The sequence below is a fragment of the Martelella mediterranea genome, assembly GCF_004342225.1.
Lineage (GTDB): Bacteria > Pseudomonadota > Alphaproteobacteria > Rhizobiales > Rhizobiaceae > Martelella > Martelella mediterranea_B.
The window spans coordinates 193,793-213,287 of sequence record NZ_SMAR01000003.1; the positions used below are offsets into that span (position 1 = coordinate 193,793).

A 19,495-nucleotide genomic window follows, 5' to 3' on the forward strand; every position below is an offset into this window, starting at 1 on the left:
GCATATTCGAATATATCGAGACCGAAAGTCGCTTTGTTTTGCGCCGGATCAACCTGCATTGTATTAGCTGCCGGTGCGATCCAGAAAACCTTCGACCATGCCCCGGTATCCGCTTCCAAACAGCCTCAGGTGAACAAGAGCCGGCCACAGGCTGTAGACTGCCTGACGTGCGCGAAAACCATCGGCAATGGGTCGATAGTTTTCGAAGAATGCAGGAGACAAACGGCCAAAGAGATTGAGCATCGCCAGATCAACTTCTGCATCGCCATAATAGCTCGCCGGATCGATCAGTGCTGTTATACGTCCGTTTTCAGACATTACATTGCCGGACCAAAGATCGCCGTGGATAAGTGATGCGGGAGGCTGATCCGGGATGATCTCATTCAGCCGGCCTGCAAGGTTTTCCAGCCGCTTTGCAATATCGGTTTCGACGAAGGGGAGGTTGTTGAGCAGCCGGTTTTCCCGCCAGAACGCGATCCATGAGGACGCGGGCGTGTTGGGGATGGTCACCTTGCCGAATGCATAGTCCCGGTCAAAACCATAAGAATGGCCATGCGCACTGTGTAAGGCCCTGAGTACGGTGCCGAGATCGGCATCAGCGCCGGAAAAGCCGCTATGCCCTTCAACAAACCCGATAATCATGACCTCTTCGCTGACCGCGATGACCGGTGGTGCAGGTGCCCCTGCCGCTTTGATCCTTTGCAGCATATCGGCCTCGGCCAGAGGGGCCGGTCCGCCCTTGGCAATGAGGTCGCGTCCATCGCCTGCGTCTACCCGGTAAAGTGAGGAGAGGTCGCCGCTGGCAAAATAGGTCAGCTTGACCGCCTCGGCGCCCAGAAGAACGGCAATTTTTTCTGACAGATTGTCCATAATATACCTCAAAATCCCTCGTTTTCGGGCTCTGGACAGAGCGCTGCAATCGTCGCATACACAGGCTCTTCTCAACGGCACCTGAAAGCTAGGGCAAAATCACAAGGGAGTGCAACCATTGGCAATTGACGATGTCAGGACGCAGCCGCGCGACGCTGAATCGACACAAAAGGCAATCGCGATCCTGAAGCAGCAGTTTGGTGAAAAGGTTCAGACCGGGGAAGCGTTCCGCGAACAGCATGCCCATTCCACGACCTATCTGCCTGCGCAGCTGCCTGACGGAGTATTCTTTGCTGAAAATGCCGAGGATGTGAAGCAGGCTGTGAAAGTCTGTGCTGAATACAAGGTGCCGGTGATTCCCTTTGGAACCGGTTCTTCGCTTGAAGGTCAGGTGAATGCCCCGGAAGGCGGAATCTCGATCGATGTTTCGCGCATGGATCAGGTGCTGGAAGTCAACGCAGAAGATCTGGATTGCCGGGTCGAGCCGGGCGTGACACGCGAGCAGCTGAACGACTATCTGCGCGACACCGGCCTGTTCTTCCCGATTGATCCGGGTGCCAACGCCTCGATCGGTGGCATGGCCTCCACGCGGGCATCCGGCACCAACGCCGTTCGCTACGGCACGATGAAGGACGTGGTGCTGTCGGTCACCGCCGTCACCGCAGATGGCGAGGAGATCACCACGGCTGGCCGTGCCAGAAAATCGTCCGCCGGTTATGATCTGACACGTCTTTTCGTCGGTGCAGAAGGTACGCTCGGCATCATCACGTCCGTGACGCTGCGTCTTGCCGGTATTCCGGAGAAAATCGCGGGCGGGGTCTGCTCTTTCGAGACCCTTGAGGAGGCCTGCAATGCCGTCATCATGACGATTCAGATGGGCATTCCGGTCGCGCGCATTGAGCTGCTTGATGCCATGCAGGTGAAAGCCTGCAATGCTTATTCCAATCTGTCATTCGCAGAAACACCGCTGTTGCTGGTGGAGTTTCATGGGACTGAGGATTCGGTTGCCATGCAGTCTGAAATGTTCGGAGAGATTGCCCGGGAATGTGGCGGCAAGGATTTTACATGGACTGCAAACGCTGAGGAGCGCAATCGCCTGTGGAAGGCGCGGCACAGCGCTTACTGGGCCGGCCGTGCGCTTGCGCCGGAACTCGGATCGCTTTCGACTGATGTCTGTGTGCCGATCTCCAGACTTGCAGAGTGCGTGAATGAAACGCAAAAAGATATTGAAAAAGAAAGTTTTCTTGCCCCGATCGTTGGTCATGCCGGTGATGGCAATTTTCATGTTCTGCTCCTGTTTAATGACAAAAGCCCCGAAGAAATTGCCCGTGTTGAAGATTTTACCACGCGGCTGGCAGAGCGAGCCCTTGCCATGGGGGGCACCTGCACGGGTGAGCATGGTGTTGGTCAGGGTAAAAAGAGGCTGGTCGCGGTTGAAATGGGGGGCAGCATCGGCGTGATGCGTGCCATCAAGAAAGCACTTGATCCTGACAACATCTTCAATCCCGGAAAAGTTTTTGACTGATACGAACCAAACAATGGTGGCGCCGGTGTGTGCCACCTTTACCTCTCGTGCCTGAAATGCTTGATAGGTCGGGATTGTCAGTTTTGACCGCACTTGCGTGAGAAGACGAGCCTGAAGCGGCTGCGACCTCAAAAGAAATCGCACGCGCGGATGTCACGCGACACGATTGCCGGTTATAATTGCTGACATTGACCCTGTAATGACCGGAAGGGCTCTGGAGTGCTGGGACGGATACTTGTATTTTTCGGTGGGCTGCTGGTTCTGGTCCTCTTTGCGGCTTTGCTGGTTCCTTACTTTATCGACTGGAGCCATTTTCGCCAGGAGTTTGAGACACAGGCGAGCCGTGTCCTCGGCAAAAAGGTTGAGGTGATTGGCAATGTTGATGTGCGTATTCTGCCTTTTCCATCTGTCACGATGCACGATGTGCGCGTCGGTCAGAGCCGCAATGGTGATGCGCTTGCCGTTGCCAGCGCTTTCTCTATGGATGCCGAGCTTGCGCCTTTGCTCAGCGGAGAAATCCGTATTTTCAAAATGGCGCTGGATCAGCCTGTCTTAAATCTCACGCTTGATGAAAGCGGCGCGCTTGACTGGACACGCACAGGCAATGCCGCCTTTCAGCCCCGGAAAGTGGTGTTTGAGGATGTGACGATCAACGACGGTACTGTGCGCCTTTTGGACAGCGCCAGTGGCCGCGAGCATTCCATTGCCGATCTCAATGCTTCGCTTGCTGCCGGTTCAATCAAAGGCCCTTGGCGCGTCGATGGCGAAGCGGCACTGGATGGACATCCGGGGCGGTTTTCGGTTCTGACCGGGCAGCCGGATGCGGCCACCGGCAGTATGCGTTTGCGCATAAACCTTGAGCCGACAGAATGGCCGGTCGCTTCTACGCTGGAGGGCGATGTCGCCCTGAATGATGAAAAGCCGGTCTATACCGGTGATTTTCGGTTTCGGATGCTCGCGTCTGATGTGGCAGAAGATGGTGCCAACCGTATTCCGCCGCCGCGATCAACCGGCCGCTTTGAAATGACCAATGAGCGTTTTGGCATTCCCGAATACCGGCTTGAGATTGGGACACGCGCTGACCCCTATGTGATTTCCGGTGAGGCCAGTTTTGACACGCGTCCCGGTGGAACTTTTCTGCTGACGGCGAATGGTCAGCAGTTTAATGTCGAGCGTCTTTCGGAATATGCGATCGATACGAAGAAAGGCCGTGTCTCAGCAGAAAGCGCACGTCAGCGGCTTGATATGCTGACAGGCTTTCTCCGTGGTTTGCCAATTCCGCAAATGCCGGGACAGGTCACCTTCCGGCTGCCTGCCCTGGTGGCCGGTGACACGACGATACGTGACGTGGTTCTGGATGCCGAGCCGGATGGAGATGGCTGGCAGATCAACAGCGGATCGGCTGTCTTGCCGGGGCGGACACAGGTCGAGGCTTTAGGCCGGCTGGACTTTTCCAACAGCAATGATGTCGGCTTTTCCGGCTCGCTTCTGGTCGCCTCCCGTCAGCCAACAGGGCTTTCGAAATGGCTGACCGGCAAGGTCGGGCCGGAAATACGTGATCTGACACGTGCCGGATTCTCTGCTGACGTGAGGCTTACACGTGATGAGCAGCAATTTAGCAACCTTCAGATCGTTGCGGGCGAAGGGGTGCTGGATGGCTCGCTCCTTCTGACCGGCGGGGCAGGGCGTTCACCGGCTATGGAACTGGATCTTCAGGGCAATGTCATCGACTACGCGACCTTGAAAGCGCTTGCCGCACTGATGGTGGGGGATGATCTTGATGGTGCGCTGGCAAACCATGAAATCTCTGCAGAACTGAAAGCAGACACGCTCAATGCTTTTGGCATCTCGGCGGATGATGTTGACGCGGCTGTCACCTTTAATCGCGGAGCGCTTTCTGTCGAGCATCTGTCTGTGGGCGATCTGGCCGGAGCGAAGCTGACCGCATCCGGTCAGGGTAGCCCTTCAGCCTCCGGCGCGTTATCCGGCTCGTTGAAGGTCGGGATTTCAGCAGAGGGTATTTCCGGTTTTGTGGCTATGCTGCAGCAGCATGTTCCGGCGCATCCGGTTCTTGCCATGCTGGATCGAAACGCCATGTGGTTTCGCAACACTGACGTAACCGGCGATCTCGCATTCGACAATAATGGCGGTGGATCATTGGTTTTCCGCGGCTCGGCCAATGATAGCAGGCTTACCGGCTCCTTCAGCCTTGGTGGAATGAGTGCCTCCTCTGAACTGAGCGGACAGTTGCAGATTTCCAATCCGGATGCTGCGATCGTTTTCGGTCAGGCGGGACTCTCGCCACTACCGATCCCGGCGCCGGCCGGGGGGCAGCTTTCCCTGTCACTGGAAAAGCAGAGCGGCGATCCTGAAACCTCGGTTTCCTTGAGGGCAAACAGCGGAGACACGCGCTTTACGGCCGAAGGCAAGGGCCGATTGTCTGCCGCCGGTTTCCTTGATGGCCACTACGATGTTTCACTGTCCAGCCCGGATATCGAGCCGTATCTGGCAATGAACGCGTTGGCGGTGCCCGGCACTGCTTTTGGATTACCGGTTAAGCTGAATGCCGCGCTTGATGTTTCACCTGCGAGTTTTGCTGTTTCGCGAATTGAGGGGCGCCTCGACGATAATGCTGTTTCCGGGCGTCTGAACTGGTTAAGAGGTGAGCCTGTCCCGCGGCTGAATGGGGTGCTTTCTCTCGACCATCTTGACCTTGCATGGCTGATGGAAAGTGTTTTTGGTCCGGGCTTTGACGACAGCGAGAACGGTCTTTCTGAAACGCCTTTCGGCTCGGCCTATTTTGATACCGCCGAGGCTGACATCGATGTTCAGGCCGGTCAGTTTGATACCGGGCTTTTCGATCCGGTGAGCGGGATGAGCGGAATGGTCGAGTTGCGCGGTGGTGCACTAGCGCTGAACGAACTGGCCGGGCGCTGGCTGGACGGAAAACTGACCGGCAATATGCGCTTTGGAAATACGGATGGCGATGGATACTTTCAAAGCTCTCTTAATTTAACGGCTGCCACATTGCCTGAGGGGCAATGGTCATCTGGGGGGGAGCCCGTCGCTGAAGGGCGTTTTGATCTCGGCCTGGTTCTGGAGACAACGGCAAGGACGCCTGCCGGTCTTGTTTCCCGCGCCAGCGGTTCCGGCATGCTCAACCTAACAGACCTTAAGGTACACGGTCTCAATCTGTCATTCGGTGATGAATTGCTGGATTGGGCCAACGATCAGGGCACCGATATCGACAATGCCGTGATCGCCGAAAAGCTGCCGAGCTTGATTTTCCAGAACGCGGATCTGTCGGTTGGTGATGTTGGTGTTCCCTTCAGCATTTCTGATGGCCGCTTTCAGGCCCGTAACATTCTCGTCGATCTGCCGCAGGCCAGCTTTTATGGCGCGGCCAGTACCGAACTTTCAACGCTCGAGAGCGAAGCCACTCTTCAGGCGACGCTGAAGCTTGAAGACGAGGATGGCATCGGCTCGAGTGCGGGCTTCACCATTGGTTTTAACGGCCCGCTTGCAGATCCCGAGCGCAGTCTCGATCTTACCGAAATGAACAATTATCTGGCTTTGCGTGCTGTGGAGCGGGAGCGGGCACGCGTTGAGCGGCTTCAGGCCGATATTCTGGAGAAACAGAGGCTGCGGCGCGAGTCTGCACTCTATCGCTACCGTGAAAGCGAACGGCAGCTTGAGCGAGAGCGGGAAGAGGCCGAACGCAGGCGCCTGGAAGACGAAAATCATCAGACAGATGAGCAGGCAGTCAATGGTGCCAGTGGCGGCGATGCCCTGATCGAGAGCATCTTGAAAAGCATGCCAGAGATCGGGCAGCCTGCTGAAATGCAGTGATGGCTTATAGCTTTTTATATCGCGTAATCAGTTGTTTTGCCCGAAAAGCCGGCTGAGGGCCGGTCAGCCTCAAAAATGCCCGTCTTTGTTTACATAAGATGAACAAGATATTGGAAACGGTGTGCAATTTGTCTATTTTGTCCCGGTCTGAAAGCTTGGAGTGGTTGGTTTGAAGCGCTTGTTATATCTTGCCGCTGGCTGGATAATGGTTGCCTTTGGGGTGATCGGAGCCATCCTGCCTGTCGTCCCGACAGTGCCGTTCCTTCTGGTTGCTGCGGCAGCCTTTGCGCGTTCTTCGCCTGCTCTGGAAGCCCGGCTGATGAACCATCCGCACTTCGGCCCATCGCTCGTTGCGTGGCGGCAAGAAGGCGCGATTTCGCTACCGGCCAAACTGATGGCTGTTTCCGCCATGGCGGCAAGTTTCATTTCCGTGCTTGTTTTCAGCCCGGTTGGCCCCTGGCTTCAGGCGACAATCGGTGTGATCCTCTTGTCATGCGCTGCTTATGTGGTGACCCGCCCGTTGCCAGCCCCCGTGCTCGTGCGCGACAACACATAAATCACGCGTTTCAGTCTTGTTTCCGCCAGTCCGGCTTGCTGATGCTGTGGTGAGGCGGGGAGGTGGGATCGTTGATCCGCTCCAGTACCGCTCTTGCAAGCTCTCTGCCAGCCTGCCGGAAATCTTCGCTCATTGTGATGATTGCCGGATTGATCCAGTTCAGAAAGTCAGCGGGCTGTTTGGCAACGAGATCAATTTCATTGCCAAGTGTCAGCCCGGCAGCCCGGATTGCAGCAAGGATTGAAACAGCGCTGCCGCCTGAACAGGCGACAATGCCGTCCGGCTTGTCCGGGGCGCCAAGCATCCCGCTCAGGCGCTCGCGGATATCGGCCAGCGAGGAGTCCGTGCTGACCGAGGTGAGCGGTATTTCTTCAGCTTTGAAAGCGCGTAGTCCCTTTTCGAAACCGTTGCGGAAGTAGCGGTAATAGGTCAGGTGACCGGGCGGTTGCAGCGCGGCAATCCTCTTCCGGCCTTGCTGGAAAAGCCGTTCGACGGCCTCGTAGCCGTAAGCCTCGTTATCGAAATCATGAAACGGAAAATCCGTACAGGTTTCCATGCGGCCATGTGCTGCAAACGGAAAATTGCGATCCAGCAGAAATCGTATACGGGCGTCATCGGGGGCAATGCGGGAGATGATGATACCGTCAGCAGAGCCGGTATCCAGCACATAGCGTACCGCGGTCATCGGATCTGCACCCGGCGGCTGAGGCATCAGCACGAGGTGATAAGGCGTTCCTGCAAGTTCGTCGGAGATTCCGAAAATCATCTGGCTGGTCATGCCCATAATTTCTTCATCCACGGATAAAAGCAGGGCAATCACATTCGTTTTGCCGGTGCGCAGACGTACCCCCGCGCGGTTAGGCATATAGCCAAGCTGTTTGGCGACAAGGCGCACGCGCTCCTTGGTCTGCTCCGCGATGTCGGGCGCGTCTTTGAGGGCACGCGAGACGGTTGTGACCCCGAGGCCAGTCATATACGCGATGGTTTTCAGTGTCGGGCGACCGCGCGGTTCTTCCTGTCGCGGATCTGCCCCGGATCCTGGTCTGGGTTGCCTCAAACTGTCTTCCTCCTCCGGGGTAAATCGATTCGGCTGCGTATAAATGTTCTGGCATGTTCGTGCAAAAAACGAAAATCACAGGTTGCCGCATACAGGTCAGGCCCGTGCCTGATCGTTGCTGCCAGCCGACCCCAATTTAACCGATCCACCCTGTTCAATATTCTGAAACGTTGCGGATCGCTTGTCGAGAAAAAACTCTGTTCGACATATCGGTACTGAATTTATCGGCGATGGGGAGTTGTAAAACTCGTCAGGAAGCCTTTTATTGCTTGAAGTTGCCTGTAAGAGAATTGCGATCGATCCTGCCTGAAGAGGCATTTTGAAAGCGCAGATGGAGGTCTCCGGCAGGCTCAAAAGGGTGGGAGGAAGATATGACAAAACTAGGATTTCAGCTTTTCAGCGCACGGAATTTTCAGCCGTTCTCGAGCGTTTTTCAAAAACTCGCCGTCGCCGGATATGGCGAGGTTGAGGGCTATGGCGCACTCTACGATGATCTGGATGAGGCTGGGCTGAGACGGCTGGCTCATGATCTGGACGATATTGGGCTCAGCATGCCGACCGGCCATTTTGGTTTGGCCACACTCGAAAACGATACAGATAAGGTGCTGAGCATCGCTTCGGCGCTCAAAATGGACAGCATCTTCTGCCCGTTTTTGCCTGCTGAACAACGCCCGGATACTGCGAAGGGCTGGCATGAATTTGGTCAGCGTCTGGAAAAAGCCGGAGCGCCTTTCCGTGCGGCCGGTCTCACCTTCGGCTGGCATAACCACGATTTCGAGTTTCAGGCGCTGCCTGACGGAACAGCGCCGATCCGCCACATTTTTCAAGGTGGCCCTTCACTGGCCTGGGAAGCGGATCTTGCCTGGGTCATTCGTGGCGGCGGTGACGCTTATTTCTGGGTGGAGTATTTCAAGGAGCGTATCACTTCTGTTCACGTGAAGGATATTGCTGAAGCTGGTGAAAATGAAGACGAAGATGGCTGGGCCGATGTCGGGCGTGGGACCGTGGACTGGCGCGGCCTGATGAAAGTGCTGAAGTCGATGCCGATCCGACACTATGTGGTTGAGCACGATAATCCGAATGACATTGACCGCTTCATCGAGCGCTCGATTGCATCTTTCCAGACTTTCTGAAGCACCTCTCGGGAGGGGATATGACAAAGGAACTTGGGGTCGGCATCCTGGGATGCGGCAATATTTCTGAAACTTATTTTAAGCTGGCGCCGCTTTTCAAGGGGCTGAAAATCCTGGCCTGTGCGGACATCAACCCGGAAGCGGCAGAAGCCAAAGCGCAGGAGTTCGGTGTAACGGCTCAAAGTGTTGAAGCGCTTCTTGCCAATGATGACGTTGATGTGATCGTGAACCTGACGATCCCGGCCGCACATTTCGAAATGTCGAAGCGAATTCTGGAAGCAGGAAAGCACGTCTATTCCGAAAAGCCGCTTGTTTTGTCGCTTGATGAAGGCAAAGCGCTCAAGCAGATCGCTGACGCCGGTGATCTGACAGTAGGCTGTGCGCCGGATACATTTCTGGGGGGTGCACATCAGCTGGCGCGCCGTTTTATCGATCAGGGGAGCATTGGCAGGGTGACCTCCGGGACATGCCATGTGATGAGCCACGGAATGGAGATGTGGCATCCGAACCCGGATTTTTTCTTTCTGCCCGGAGGCGGGCCGATCCTCGACCTCGGACCGTATTACATTGCCAATCTGATCAATCTGATCGGGCCAGTTAAAAGGGTCGCAGCACTGACATCGAAGGCAACAGAGACGCGTCTTATCACCAGCGTTCCGCGAAAAGGTGAGACGATCCCGGTTAGAACGCCCACCGATATTCATGCGTTGCTGGCTTTTGAAAATGGCGCCAGCATCACCCTGTCCGCCAGCTGGGACGTGTGGGCGCATCGCCACGCGAATATGGAACTTTACGGCACGGAAGGCTCTTTGTTCCTGCCGGACCCGAACTTCTTTGGCGGCAGAGTGGAGGCAGCCGGTCGTGATGGTTCTGTCGCCCCGCTGGATGAATGGGAGCATCCGTTCAGCATTGCCAATCAGGATTTTGAAAAGGGCGGACGGGCCAATTATCGAACGGCAGGTCTTGCAGATATGGCGCTGGCGTTGATCGAAGGGCGTGAGCCGCGGTGTTCTCTGGAAAGGGCGCTTCACGGTGTTGATGTCATGGTTGGTATTCTGACGTCAGGTGAAACCGGCGAGTTTGTCGAGTTATCAACCACTTGTACGCAAGCTGAGGCGCTTGATGCTGACGCCGCAGCTTCACTCTTGCGTTGACGCAAGGTATTCAGCCCGTGCACGCTGTATTGGATGTCAACGGGACAGGTCCGGGAAATCTTTCCGGCCTTTGTCTCTGGTTGGTGAATTGCGGAGCCGGATTATTGTTTAAAACTGAACTGTTAGGATGAATGAAATGACGTGGAGACCGTCTGAAAAACGTTACGACACCATGAAATACAATCGGTGTGGCCAGTCCGGGTTGAAATTGCCGGCAATCTCACTGGGGCTCTGGCATAACTTCGGCGATGACACTGAGCGACAGCGTAAGGTTGATATCTGCCAGACTGCTTTCGATCAGGGCATCACACACTTTGATCTGGCCAACAATTACGGGCCGCCGCCCGGAAGCGCTGAAATCGCGTTCGGATCCATCTTGAAGAACGAATTTGCCGGGCTGCGTGATCAGCTCATTATCTCGTCCAAGGCAGGGTATGATATGTGGCCCGGCCCTTATGGCGAGTGGGGCAGCCGCAAATATCTGATTGCATCATGTGATCAGAGCCTCAAACGCATGGGTCTGGATTACGTCGATATCTTCTACTCACACCGGTTCGATCCTGATACGCCGCTGGAGGAAACCATGCTGGCGCTGGATCATATCGTGCGGTCGGGAAGGGCGTTGTATGTGGGAATTTCGTCCTACAATTCCCAGCGCACGCGTGAGGCTTATGCGATCTTAAAAGAACTGAAGACGCCATTCGTTATCCACCAGCCCAGCTATTCTATGATCAACCGCTGGGTTGAAGATGATGGTCTGCTGGACACGCTGGAAGAGCTGGGGCTCGGTTCGATTGTGTTTTCACCACTTGCTCAGGGTATGCTGACATCGAAATATCTGAACGGCGTGCCTGAACAAAGTCGCGCCGCACAGGGCAAATCATTGCAAACGAATTTCCTCGATGAAGAGACGCTGGATCATATCCGAGGGCTTAATGCCATTGCCGAACGCCGGGGGCAGACACTAGCTCAGATGGCGCTTGCATGGGTTTTGCGCCGGGGACGCGTGACGACGGCTCTGATTGGTGCAAGCCGCCCTGAGCAGGTGACGGATTGTGTGGCGGCACTCGATCATCCCGACTTCACCAATGCTGAACTGGCTGAGATCGATAAATACGCCAAAGATGCAAACATCAATATCTGGGCGAAATCAGCCGAGCGCAAAGGTCCTGCCCGCAACAAGAAGTAAGAATTAAGACACCCGCAAAAGCCTCAGGCCTTTGCGGGTGTCATATCAAACAGACAGCTGCCCTCCGCGATCATGCGGACGGCGGCCTTCAATCAGTCGGCGGCAAAGCAATCTGTCAGGTTGCCGGTCAGGTTTTCCAGAAGCTGGAAATAAAGATCGGAACCGTCTTCGAGACCTGCGCCAATCGGGTCAAGCGTGCCAACGCGGGTATCGGTTCCTTCGATGACAGCATTGATGACTTTCGGCGGAAACTGCGGTTCAGAGAATACGCAGGCAACATTCAATTCCTGGATTTTATCCTGGATCTCGCGAATGCGCGCCGCGCTCGGCGGAGCTTCCGGGTTCACAGTAATCGAGCCTGATGCTTCAACGCCAAAGCGGTTGCCATAGTAATGGTAGGCATCGTGGAACACGATGTATGGCTTGGCATCGATATCAGCCAACTGACCTTTGATCTGTGTAGTCAGACCGTCCAGTCGTGCGTCCAGCTTTGAGGCGTTCTCAAGGTAAACCGAAGCGTTGTCCGGATCGGCTGCAGCCAGTGTTTCAGCCATAGCGTCGGCAAAGGCTTTTGCATTTTCCGGGTCCAGCCACATATGCGGGTCGACTTCCCCGTCATGATGGTGGTGGGCTTCGTCGTGCTCGTGCTCTTCGGCGTGGTGATGTTCATCTTCAGCATGGGCTGCGTCTTCATGTGCATGTTCGTCATGCTCTTCGTGAGCGTGCTCGTCATGGGCATGATCGTGATCGTCATGGTGCTCGCCATGTTCATGGTCGTGATCATGTGCTTCGAAAGCGCCGCCTTCGCGCGGAGCCAAAGTCTCAACGCCGGGCGCATCTTCCAGGGCGACAACCTCAGCGTCACTGCTCAGCGCTGACAGAGGTTTTTCCATGAAGTGCTCCAGAGCCGGACCGACCCAGAAAACAACGTTGGCGTTCTGCAATGCGCGTGCATCAGATGGCGTCATGTTATAGGTATGCGGTGAGGCCGCGCCCTTGACCAACAGAGATGTCTCGGTATCCGTGCCTTCTGTGATCGAGGAAAGCAGCGAATAAACCGGCTTGATCGTTGCCACGACCTTTACCGGCTCCTGCGCAACTGCCGCGCTGGCGCTGACAAGACCAGCGGAAGCCAGAAGGAAAATGCGAAACGCTTTCATGAGAACCTCATTCTTGCTTGATGATGTAATGTTATTACATTATATGCAAGGTGTCATAACGTATGCGATAGAGGTCCGCAAGATGGAGTGCGATAAAATTGAAAACCAGTGAAAGAGACGATCCGCTTCTGGTCTCACTTGATAATGCCGGAATGTGGCGCAGTGGCCGCTGGCTGGTTCGAGGGGTCAGCTTTACTGTGCGCCGCGGCGAGATTGTCACACTTATCGGACCGAATGGCGCTGGGAAATCGACCAGTGCCAAGATGGCTATCGGTGTCTCAAAGCCTGATGAAGGCAATGTTCGCCGGGCGCCGGAGCTGAAGACAGCTTATGTTCCGCAAAAAATCAATATCGATCATGCATTGCCGCTGACAGTCAAAAGACTGATGACGCTGACCGGACCGCTTTCGCGCAGGGATATTGATGAAGCTCTCGATTCTGTCGGGATCGCACATCTGGCAGGAGCTGAGGTGCAAAATCTTTCCGGCGGAGAGTTTCAGCGGGCGCTTCTTGCGCGCGCGGTTGCTCGTAAGCCTGACCTTCTGGTTCTGGATGAGCCCGTTCAAGGCGTCGATTATTCCGGAGAAATTGCGCTTTATGAGCTGATTTCGGAAATCCGCAGGCGTCAAGGCTGCGGTGTTCTTTTGATTTCGCACGATCTGCATGTGGTTATGGCTGCCACCGATACGGTTGTGTGCCTCAACGGTCATGTTTGTTGCACGGGCACGCCTGAAGCTGTCAGCAGCAGTGAAGCCTATCAGACACTGTTCGGGGCCCGTGCCATGGGCGCGCTGGCGCTTTACCGCCACGAGCATGACCATACACATCTGCCCGATGGACGGGTGACGTCAGTTGACAGAGCGGGGCACGCACACGGCAGGACGAGCGTTAATCCGCATTCTGCCTCGGAAAACGCCGATGCAAAGAAGAAGGATGAGCAGGATGCTGGATGATTTTTTCACGCGCGCGCTTCTTGCAGGCATTGGTGTGGCGTTGATGGCCGGGCCTCTGGGTTGCTTTATCATCTGGCGCAAGATGGCCTACTTCGGTGATACGATGGCACACTCTGCTTTGCTGGGGGTTGCGCTTTCACTTTTGTTCTCCGCCAACCTGACACTGAGCGTGTTCGTTGTTGCAACGCTCGTTTCAGTCGTTCTGATCCTGCTGGAAAGGCGCCGCGCGCTTTCCTCTGACAGTCTGCTTGGTATTCTTGCTCATTCGACGCTGGCGATCGGGCTTGTCATCGTTTCGTTTCTGACGTGGGTGCGTGTTGACCTGATCAGCTATCTTTTCGGCGACATTCTCTCTGTAACCCGCTCAGACATTGCCATTGTCTGGCTTGGCGGGGCTTTCATCATCACCGCTGTGATTGCGCTCTGGCGTCCGCTGATGGCGGCAACCGTTTCCGCTGAGATCGCACAGGCCGAGGGGCTGAAACCGGAGACAACACGCTTTATCTTTATGATGTTGATGGCGCTAGTGATTGCCATTGCGATGAAGATCATCGGGATCATGCTGATTACATCACTGCTGATCATACCGGCGGCGGCAGCCAGGCGATTTGCAAAGACACCGGAAGCGATGGCAGTTATGGCTTCGGTAATCGGCGTGCTTGCCGTCATTGGAGGATTATATTCCTCGCTTTATTATGATACGCCGTCGGGACCCTCGATTGTTGTCGCTGCTGTGGTTCTGTTTATCGTGAGCCTTGTGCCACTGACGCGAAGGCAAATGCATCTCTCACGGGAGGATCAATGATGGCCGCACATGCCCGTAAACTTACCAAAAACCAGTCTCTGGTCTTCGGTTGTCTGAATGAAAGCCAGAGCCCGCTCAGCGCATATACAATACTTGATCGCCTGCGTGAGCATGGCTTCAAGGCACCTCTTCAGGTTTATCGCGCGCTTGAGAAGTTGATTGATGCCGGGCTGGTACATCGGCTGGAGAGCATGAATGCCTTCGTTGCCTGCGCCCATCCGGATCAGGATTGCAGCCATCACGGTATGACGGCTTTTGCAATCTGCGAGAACTGTGGTGCCGTGAAGGAATTTCATGCCCATGATATTGAGGAGGCTCTGCTTGCCAGAGCGGCACAGGCAGATTTCAAATCCAGCAAAATGACGGTTGAAATCCGTGGGCTTTGTGCTGATTGTCGCCACTGAAGGCTTTTTTAAGCGGATCGTCTTCCTTGGAAACGTATGCGCGCGTCACTTGTTTTTTGTAGCGCCTTTTCGCCGATAATACTGGGTGAGGCCAACTGACGGTTGAACTGTTTGTCTTATGAATTGCGGGCTTCTTCGCGTGCCATTGTATTCTTTTGCAATTCAGCCTCACGCCTGTCCGATAGCGTTTCTTCTTCGATACAGGTGCGGTTTCGCCCTTTTCTTTTCGCCTGATAGAGAGCAGTGTCCGCATTCGCGATCAGATCTTCCGCAGTGCTTTCGGAGTTTTCCGGTGAACCTGATGCGATTCCGATACTCAGCGTGATGCGTCCGTTCACACCATCGCGATGGGGAATGGCTGCGATGGCGAATTTTCGCTCAATGCGCCGGGCGATCGCCTGCGCAGCCCTGATCCCTCCCTGCGAGACGATCACGGCAAATTCTTCTCCGCCCAGTCGCGCTGCAAGGTCGACCTCTTGACGTGTGCTGCGCCGGATAAGTGTTGCGACCTGACGCAGGCATGCATCGCCCGCCGGATGTCCATAGGCGTCGTTGAACCGCTTGAAATGATCGACATCGATCATCAGCATTGCGACCTGGTGCTTGTCAACGGCAGCTGCAGCCCAGCTTTCTGAGAGGAAACTGTCAAAGCGCCGGCGGTTTGCGATGCCTGTAAGCGAGTCTGTCAGCGAGATCCTGTTCAGGATCTGGTACTGCCCCAGTAAAGCGTCGGCGTAAAGTTTTTCATGGAGATAGAAAAGAAAAGCTTTTCGTTCGCTGGCTTCAAGCCTGAAACTGGCAAAGAGTGTCAGTACGCTGCTCGCCAGCAGGAAGATCAGGGGAGATGCTTTCTGGTCGGGGGTTAAGACCGGAATTTGAAGAATGAAATAAGTTGCGATGGCAAGGTTTGCTACTGTTGCGATCAGGGCGAGCCTGAAACGCAGCGGCAGAACGATGTTTCCAGCCACGGCAACGAGAATGAATGTGTAAGGTTCATAGGTGACAATCGGGTTTTCCGGCAAGGACAGCATAAGCCCTCCGGCAAGGGAGGTGGCGAAAATCCCCGCCAGAGACAATAGTCCGGGAAGGCGAACATTGTCTTTGAGGATCAGGACGCCTGAAAGCGCAGCCAGTGAAAAGGCGATGACGCTGAGGCGGATGACCAGAAGCTGAGTCATCAGTTCCGGCCTGTAAATCATGTCCACGAAGTAAAAGCTGCAGTAAAGCAGTATGGCGCCGATGGCGGCAGAAATGACCTGGCGCCGGTTATTTTTATGGATGTGATCATGGTAGAGTCGCTCGAGTGGATCAGGAAAGACCAGCTTTGTTCTGCAATGATTAAGCGAGGTCTCAATCTGCCGGTTCAGGATCTGGTCTTTGTCTGAGAGTTCAAGCGGCGTGCGCGATACCACTGTCATAAGCGCTCACCCGATGCGATCGGCTTGAGTTCGATAGAAAACCGCTTCCAGTTCTCCACATAACGCTTAGCCGATTGTCTGAGCCCGTCAACTTCATCTGCGCTGAGAGGCCTGACAGCCTTCGCCGGAGCACCGACAATGAGCGTATTGTCGGGAAATGTTTTTCCCTCGGTGATGAGAGCATTGGCTCCAACCAGGCAATTGTTCCCGATCACTGCGCCATTGAGGATTGTTGCTCCCATGCCGATCAGACTTGTATTCCCGATCTTGCAGCCGTGAATGATGGCATGATGGCCGATGGTGCAGTTGCTGCCGATGGTCGCGGGAAAGCCCATGTCCGTGTGGATCATCACACCATCCTGAACATTGCTGCCCGTGCCGATTGTAATGGGGTCATTGTCGCCGCGCAAAACGGCCCCGAACCATATGCCAACATCTTTTTCGAGAATGACCTTGCCGATGACGGAGGCATCAGGAGCGATCCAGTATGACCCTTTCGACGGAAGAGCCGGCTCTGCATTTCCCAGCGCATACAAGGTCATTGTCTATCTTCTCCCTTATGATTTCAGATCACATCGAAAGACAGTTCACCGATACCGGCAATTCTGCATTCAATATGATCATCCCGCTCAACAGGCCCGACACCTGCGGGTGTGCCGGTCAGGATCAGATCGCCGGCGTCGAGCGCTACGAATCGCGAAAGCACGGCGATAATCTCCTGCGTTTTCCATATCATCTGATTTATGTCGCCAACCTGAACAGCTTTCCCGTTCCTGAGAAGTTCAATTCTTCCAGAATGGGGATGTCCGATATCGAGGCTGCGTGTGATCGCTGATACGGGTGCAGAACTTTCAAATGCTTTGGCCATTTCCCATGGCCGGCCTTTGGTCTTTGCTTCGCTTTGAAGGTCTCGCCGCGTAAAATCGACAGAGACGCCGTAGCCGAAAACAGTTTCCAGAGCGCTTTCTTCGGGAATGTCAGAACCGCCGTTTTGCAGGGCGATATAGCATTCGACTTCATGGTGTACATTGCTTGAAAGCGAAGGGTAGGGGAAGGGGCTGCCGGGGAGGACGATGTTTTCGCGATTTTTCTGAAAGAAGAAAGGCGCCTCGCGTTGCGGGTCATGCCCCATTTCAACCGCATGGGCTGCGTAGTTGCGACCGACGCAATATATGCGGCGCACCGGAAACATCTCAACGATGCCGTTCACCGGGATCACAACCGGTGGCGGAACTGGAAAAACGGTATAGGTCAAAGATCAGGTACCTTTGCTGAATGACGCCTCAGCGTGAGAATTTATTTTCTCTTAAAAGTTGTCTTGTCGCAATGCTTCAGCGATTTTTCTATTGTGTCTTGAAGATGAAACTCTGTGTTTTCTCACAGATTTTCTGCGCCAATATATTGGTTAATGATCTGTTAAATTGTAGAGACTTCTTTGACAAGGCTTGAGATTTTTATGTCTTGATCTGGATGATAGAGAACAGCAGGGCGCTATGTTTGAAAGCTGAGATACATTCGAGCCCGACAGCAGGACGATAAGAAGCCGATGGTCGAGAATATTGTCATTATGAATGCATTTCTCGAAAAGCTCGGGATCGTTGCGCTGATCGTATTGGCATACCGTATCGTTCGGCACAGCAGTCCTGCGATGATATGGACCGGTCCCGCGGTCGGAATTCTGTTTAGGTCCTGTTGACAAACCGGATTCCCAAATCAGCTGAAGCATGATTCATATGTGGACGCCGCCTATGGCAAGGACTTTTTGTCGTTTTGCGTAGATCGGTTGCTTTCATATGTCCGGCCTGTTTGTGCGGGGTTGATTTTGCCGCTGGCCCTGATGGAAATCCGCCGGTGAGGTCCCTGATCAAGTTGGCGCACTTTTGAAGTGCATTGAATCAGACGGGTTTGCCTCGCCGTTGGCTCGATCGTTACGCATCATTGACTGCCATTGCCAATTCGGTTTGGTTGTTCGCTGTCAGGCGGACAATCCGTAAGGTCTGTAAATCTGTCCTCGTTTGAGAAGCGTCCATGCGATTCGGGCAAGCTTGTTCGCAAGGGCGACGGAAACGAGCCTGAACGGCTTTTTCTCCAACAACCTGCTCACCCAGTCCGTCAGAGGTGTCGGTTTTCGTTTCGCATGTCTCATGACCGCTGTCGCACCGACAACCAGCAATCGTCGCAAGTATCGGTCGCCCTGTTTTGATATGCCGCCGAGCCGGGTTTTCCCGCCCGTGGATTGCTGCTGCGGCGTGAGACCGAGCCATGCCGCGAATTGCCGACCTGATTGAAACTGATCGGGGTCTGTCACCGTCGCGGCGATGGCGCTTGCTGTGATGACGCCGATGCCAGGGATGGCGGCGAGCCTTCGGCTGACGTCACTTCCTTCGTGCCATGTACGCAATTCCTGGTCGAGCTCCCCGATCTCTTCAGTCAGCTCCGCCATTCGCCGGATCAGGATTTCGAGGGCCCGGTGGGCGTAGGCAGGCAGAACCTCATCGGCGAAGGCTTGATCCGCCAGTTTCACCAGATTGGCGGCACCCGGGTTGGCGACGAAGCCGAACTCGGCCAAGTGTGCACGCAATGCGTTCGCCGCCATCGTACGCTGGCGCACAAGCAACGCTCTGGTGCGATGCGCCATCAAAATGCCCTGCTGTTCGACGGTCTTGACCGGCACGAACCGCATCGTCGGACGTTGCACGGCCTCGCAGATTGCCTCGGCATCCAGGGCGTCACTCTTGCCCCGCTTCACGTATCCCTTGACATAAGAAGGCGGCATTATCCGCACCTCATGACCCATGGCGATGAGCGTCCGTGCCCAATAATGCGCCGTTCCACACGCCTCCACTCCGATCAGGCAGTGCGGAAGTTTCGAGAAGAAGGGGATCATTTGTTTGCGATGCAGCTTCTTCACAAGAACGGTATGACCGGCTTCATCCACGCCGTGCGCCTGAAAGACGCTCTTCGCAAGATCAAGGCCTATTGTTTGGATGTGCATTTCGATGCTCCTTTTCCAGTTCCACTCTTTCTCAGCACAATACACGCAGTTGCGCGGCCGGCGGTGTCCACATCATCAAGATGGCTTTCGAGAGGAGGCTATCTTGGCGCGATTGCTGATGGGTGACGCCGAATGGGCGTTTTTCGAGCAGTTCATAGTTGCGATCCGGGGACGCGGTGGTCGGCCGGCATCCAATCACCGGCAGGTTCTGGACGGCATATTCTGGATTGCCCGGACCGGCGCGCAATGGCGCGATCTTCCCGAGGAGTTCGGCAAGTGGTCGAGCGTGTACCGCCAGTTCCGCCGCTGGACGCTGGCCGGACTGTGGGAGCTGCGGCACGACAATCAAGATGAGATTCCGCGACAATCTGGGTGAGACGTTGCGTCGTTCGTGTGTCGGAGGGAGGGCGTAGCCCGACTTGAGGCA

16 protein-coding genes and 1 pseudogene are annotated in these 19,495 nt (G+C 55.1%); 10 read left to right on the forward strand and 7 right to left on the reverse strand.

Translation table 11 applies throughout. The features are described 5' to 3' along the window. Nucleotides 1–63: 63 nt before the first annotated feature. A complete protein-coding gene (locus EDC90_RS03700; RefSeq protein ID WP_132308671.1) occupies nucleotides 64–870 on the reverse strand; it encodes a fructosamine kinase family protein in 807 nt (268 codons plus the stop codon). A gap of 118 nt (nucleotides 871–988) precedes the next feature. Here EDC90_RS03700 and EDC90_RS03705 point away from each other — a divergent pair, with 118 nt between their 5' ends. From EDC90_RS03705 to EDC90_RS03715, 3 genes are all read left to right on the forward strand, one after another. Further along, nucleotides 989–2,395, forward strand: a complete 1,407-nt coding sequence (locus EDC90_RS03705) for an FAD-binding oxidoreductase (protein ID WP_132308673.1) — start codon at nucleotides 989–991, stop codon at nucleotides 2,393–2,395. A 219-nt stretch (nucleotides 2,396–2,614) separates the two neighbouring features. Next, a complete protein-coding gene (locus tag EDC90_RS03710) occupies nucleotides 2,615–6,244 on the forward strand; it encodes an AsmA family protein (RefSeq protein WP_132308675.1) in 3,630 nt (1,209 codons plus the stop codon). Nucleotides 6,245–6,413: 169 nt separating this feature from the next. Then, entirely contained in the window at nucleotides 6,414–6,800 is a 387-nt protein-coding gene (locus EDC90_RS03715) for a YbaN family protein (RefSeq protein WP_432419983.1), read from the forward strand. 10 nt (nucleotides 6,801–6,810) lie between these two features. Here the strand turns inward: EDC90_RS03715 and EDC90_RS03720 are convergent, their stop codons facing one another. Then, a complete protein-coding gene (locus EDC90_RS03720) occupies nucleotides 6,811–7,857 on the reverse strand; it encodes a LacI family transcriptional regulator (protein WP_245510916.1) in 1,047 nt (348 codons plus the stop codon). 371 nt (nucleotides 7,858–8,228) lie between these two features. Here EDC90_RS03720 and EDC90_RS03725 point away from each other — a divergent pair, with 371 nt between their 5' ends. The 3 genes from EDC90_RS03725 to mgrA all read left to right on the forward strand — a co-directional run bounded on the left by EDC90_RS03725 (nucleotide 8,229) and on the right by mgrA (nucleotide 11,333). Further along, nucleotides 8,229–8,990: a sugar phosphate isomerase/epimerase family protein gene (locus EDC90_RS03725; protein ID WP_132308679.1), complete on the forward strand. Its 762-nt coding sequence runs from the start codon at nucleotides 8,229–8,231 to the stop codon at nucleotides 8,988–8,990. Nucleotides 8,991–9,010: 20 nt separating this feature from the next. Continuing rightward, nucleotides 9,011–10,144 carry a Gfo/Idh/MocA family protein gene (locus EDC90_RS03730; RefSeq protein ID WP_132308681.1) on the forward strand — a complete coding sequence of 378 codons (1,134 nt, stop codon included), beginning with the start codon at nucleotides 9,011–9,013 and terminating at the stop codon, nucleotides 10,142–10,144. Between the two features lie 136 nt (nucleotides 10,145–10,280). Then, nucleotides 10,281–11,333 (forward strand): L-glyceraldehyde 3-phosphate reductase, encoded by a 1,053-nt coding sequence (mgrA, locus tag EDC90_RS03735; RefSeq protein WP_132308683.1) that lies wholly within the window; start codon nucleotides 10,281–10,283, stop codon nucleotides 11,331–11,333. 92 nt (nucleotides 11,334–11,425) lie between these two features. Here the strand turns inward: mgrA and EDC90_RS03740 are convergent, their stop codons facing one another. Further along, nucleotides 11,426–12,493, reverse strand: coding sequence for a zinc ABC transporter substrate-binding protein (locus tag EDC90_RS03740; RefSeq protein WP_132308685.1), 1,068 nt, complete (start codon nucleotides 12,491–12,493; stop codon nucleotides 11,426–11,428). A gap of 152 nt (nucleotides 12,494–12,645) precedes the next feature. Here EDC90_RS03740 and EDC90_RS03745 point away from each other — a divergent pair, with 152 nt between their 5' ends. From EDC90_RS03745 to EDC90_RS03755, 3 genes are read left to right on the forward strand one after another with little or no spacing between them, the layout of a single operon-like run. Beyond that, nucleotides 12,646–13,446 carry an ATP-binding cassette domain-containing protein gene (locus EDC90_RS03745; protein WP_132308737.1) on the forward strand — a complete coding sequence of 267 codons (801 nt, stop codon included), beginning with the start codon at nucleotides 12,646–12,648 and terminating at the stop codon, nucleotides 13,444–13,446. Further along, nucleotides 13,436–14,251 (forward strand): zinc ABC transporter permease subunit ZnuB, encoded by an 816-nt coding sequence (gene znuB, locus EDC90_RS03750; protein ID WP_132308687.1) that lies wholly within the window; start codon nucleotides 13,436–13,438, stop codon nucleotides 14,249–14,251. The genes EDC90_RS03745 and znuB overlap by 11 nt, the downstream gene beginning before the upstream one ends. Beyond that, nucleotides 14,251–14,655: a Fur family transcriptional regulator gene (locus EDC90_RS03755; protein ID WP_132308739.1), complete on the forward strand. Its 405-nt coding sequence runs from the start codon at nucleotides 14,251–14,253 to the stop codon at nucleotides 14,653–14,655. Before znuB ends, EDC90_RS03755 begins: the two co-directional genes overlap by 1 nt. A gap of 116 nt (nucleotides 14,656–14,771) precedes the next feature. On the opposite strand, the gene EDC90_RS03760 is transcribed toward EDC90_RS03755, so the two are convergent. The 4 genes from EDC90_RS03760 to EDC90_RS03775 all read right to left on the reverse strand — a co-directional run bounded on the left by EDC90_RS03760 (nucleotide 14,772) and on the right by EDC90_RS03775 (nucleotide 19,068). After that, complete coding sequence (locus tag EDC90_RS03760) at nucleotides 14,772–16,073, reverse strand: GGDEF domain-containing protein (protein ID WP_132308689.1); 1,302 nt, start codon at nucleotides 16,071–16,073, stop codon at nucleotides 14,772–14,774. Continuing rightward, entirely contained in the window at nucleotides 16,070–16,615 is a 546-nt protein-coding gene (locus EDC90_RS03765; protein WP_132308691.1) for a gamma carbonic anhydrase family protein, read from the reverse strand. Before EDC90_RS03765 ends, EDC90_RS03760 begins: the two co-directional genes overlap by 4 nt. Before the next feature lie 23 nt (nucleotides 16,616–16,638). After that, nucleotides 16,639–17,328, reverse strand: coding sequence for a fumarylacetoacetate hydrolase family protein (locus EDC90_RS03770; protein ID WP_245510917.1), 690 nt, complete (start codon nucleotides 17,326–17,328; stop codon nucleotides 16,639–16,641). 720 nt (nucleotides 17,329–18,048) lie between these two features. Continuing rightward, on the reverse strand, nucleotides 18,049–19,068 hold the full coding sequence (locus EDC90_RS03775; protein ID WP_132308693.1) for an IS110 family transposase: 1,020 nt from the start codon (nucleotides 19,066–19,068) through the stop codon (nucleotides 18,049–18,051). Between the two features lie 118 nt (nucleotides 19,069–19,186). Between EDC90_RS03775 and EDC90_RS03780 the strand changes: the two are divergent. Continuing rightward, nucleotides 19,187–19,399 (forward strand): annotated as a pseudogene (locus EDC90_RS03780) (transposase); the annotation flags it as partial. Nucleotides 19,400–19,495 lie beyond the last annotated feature (96 nt).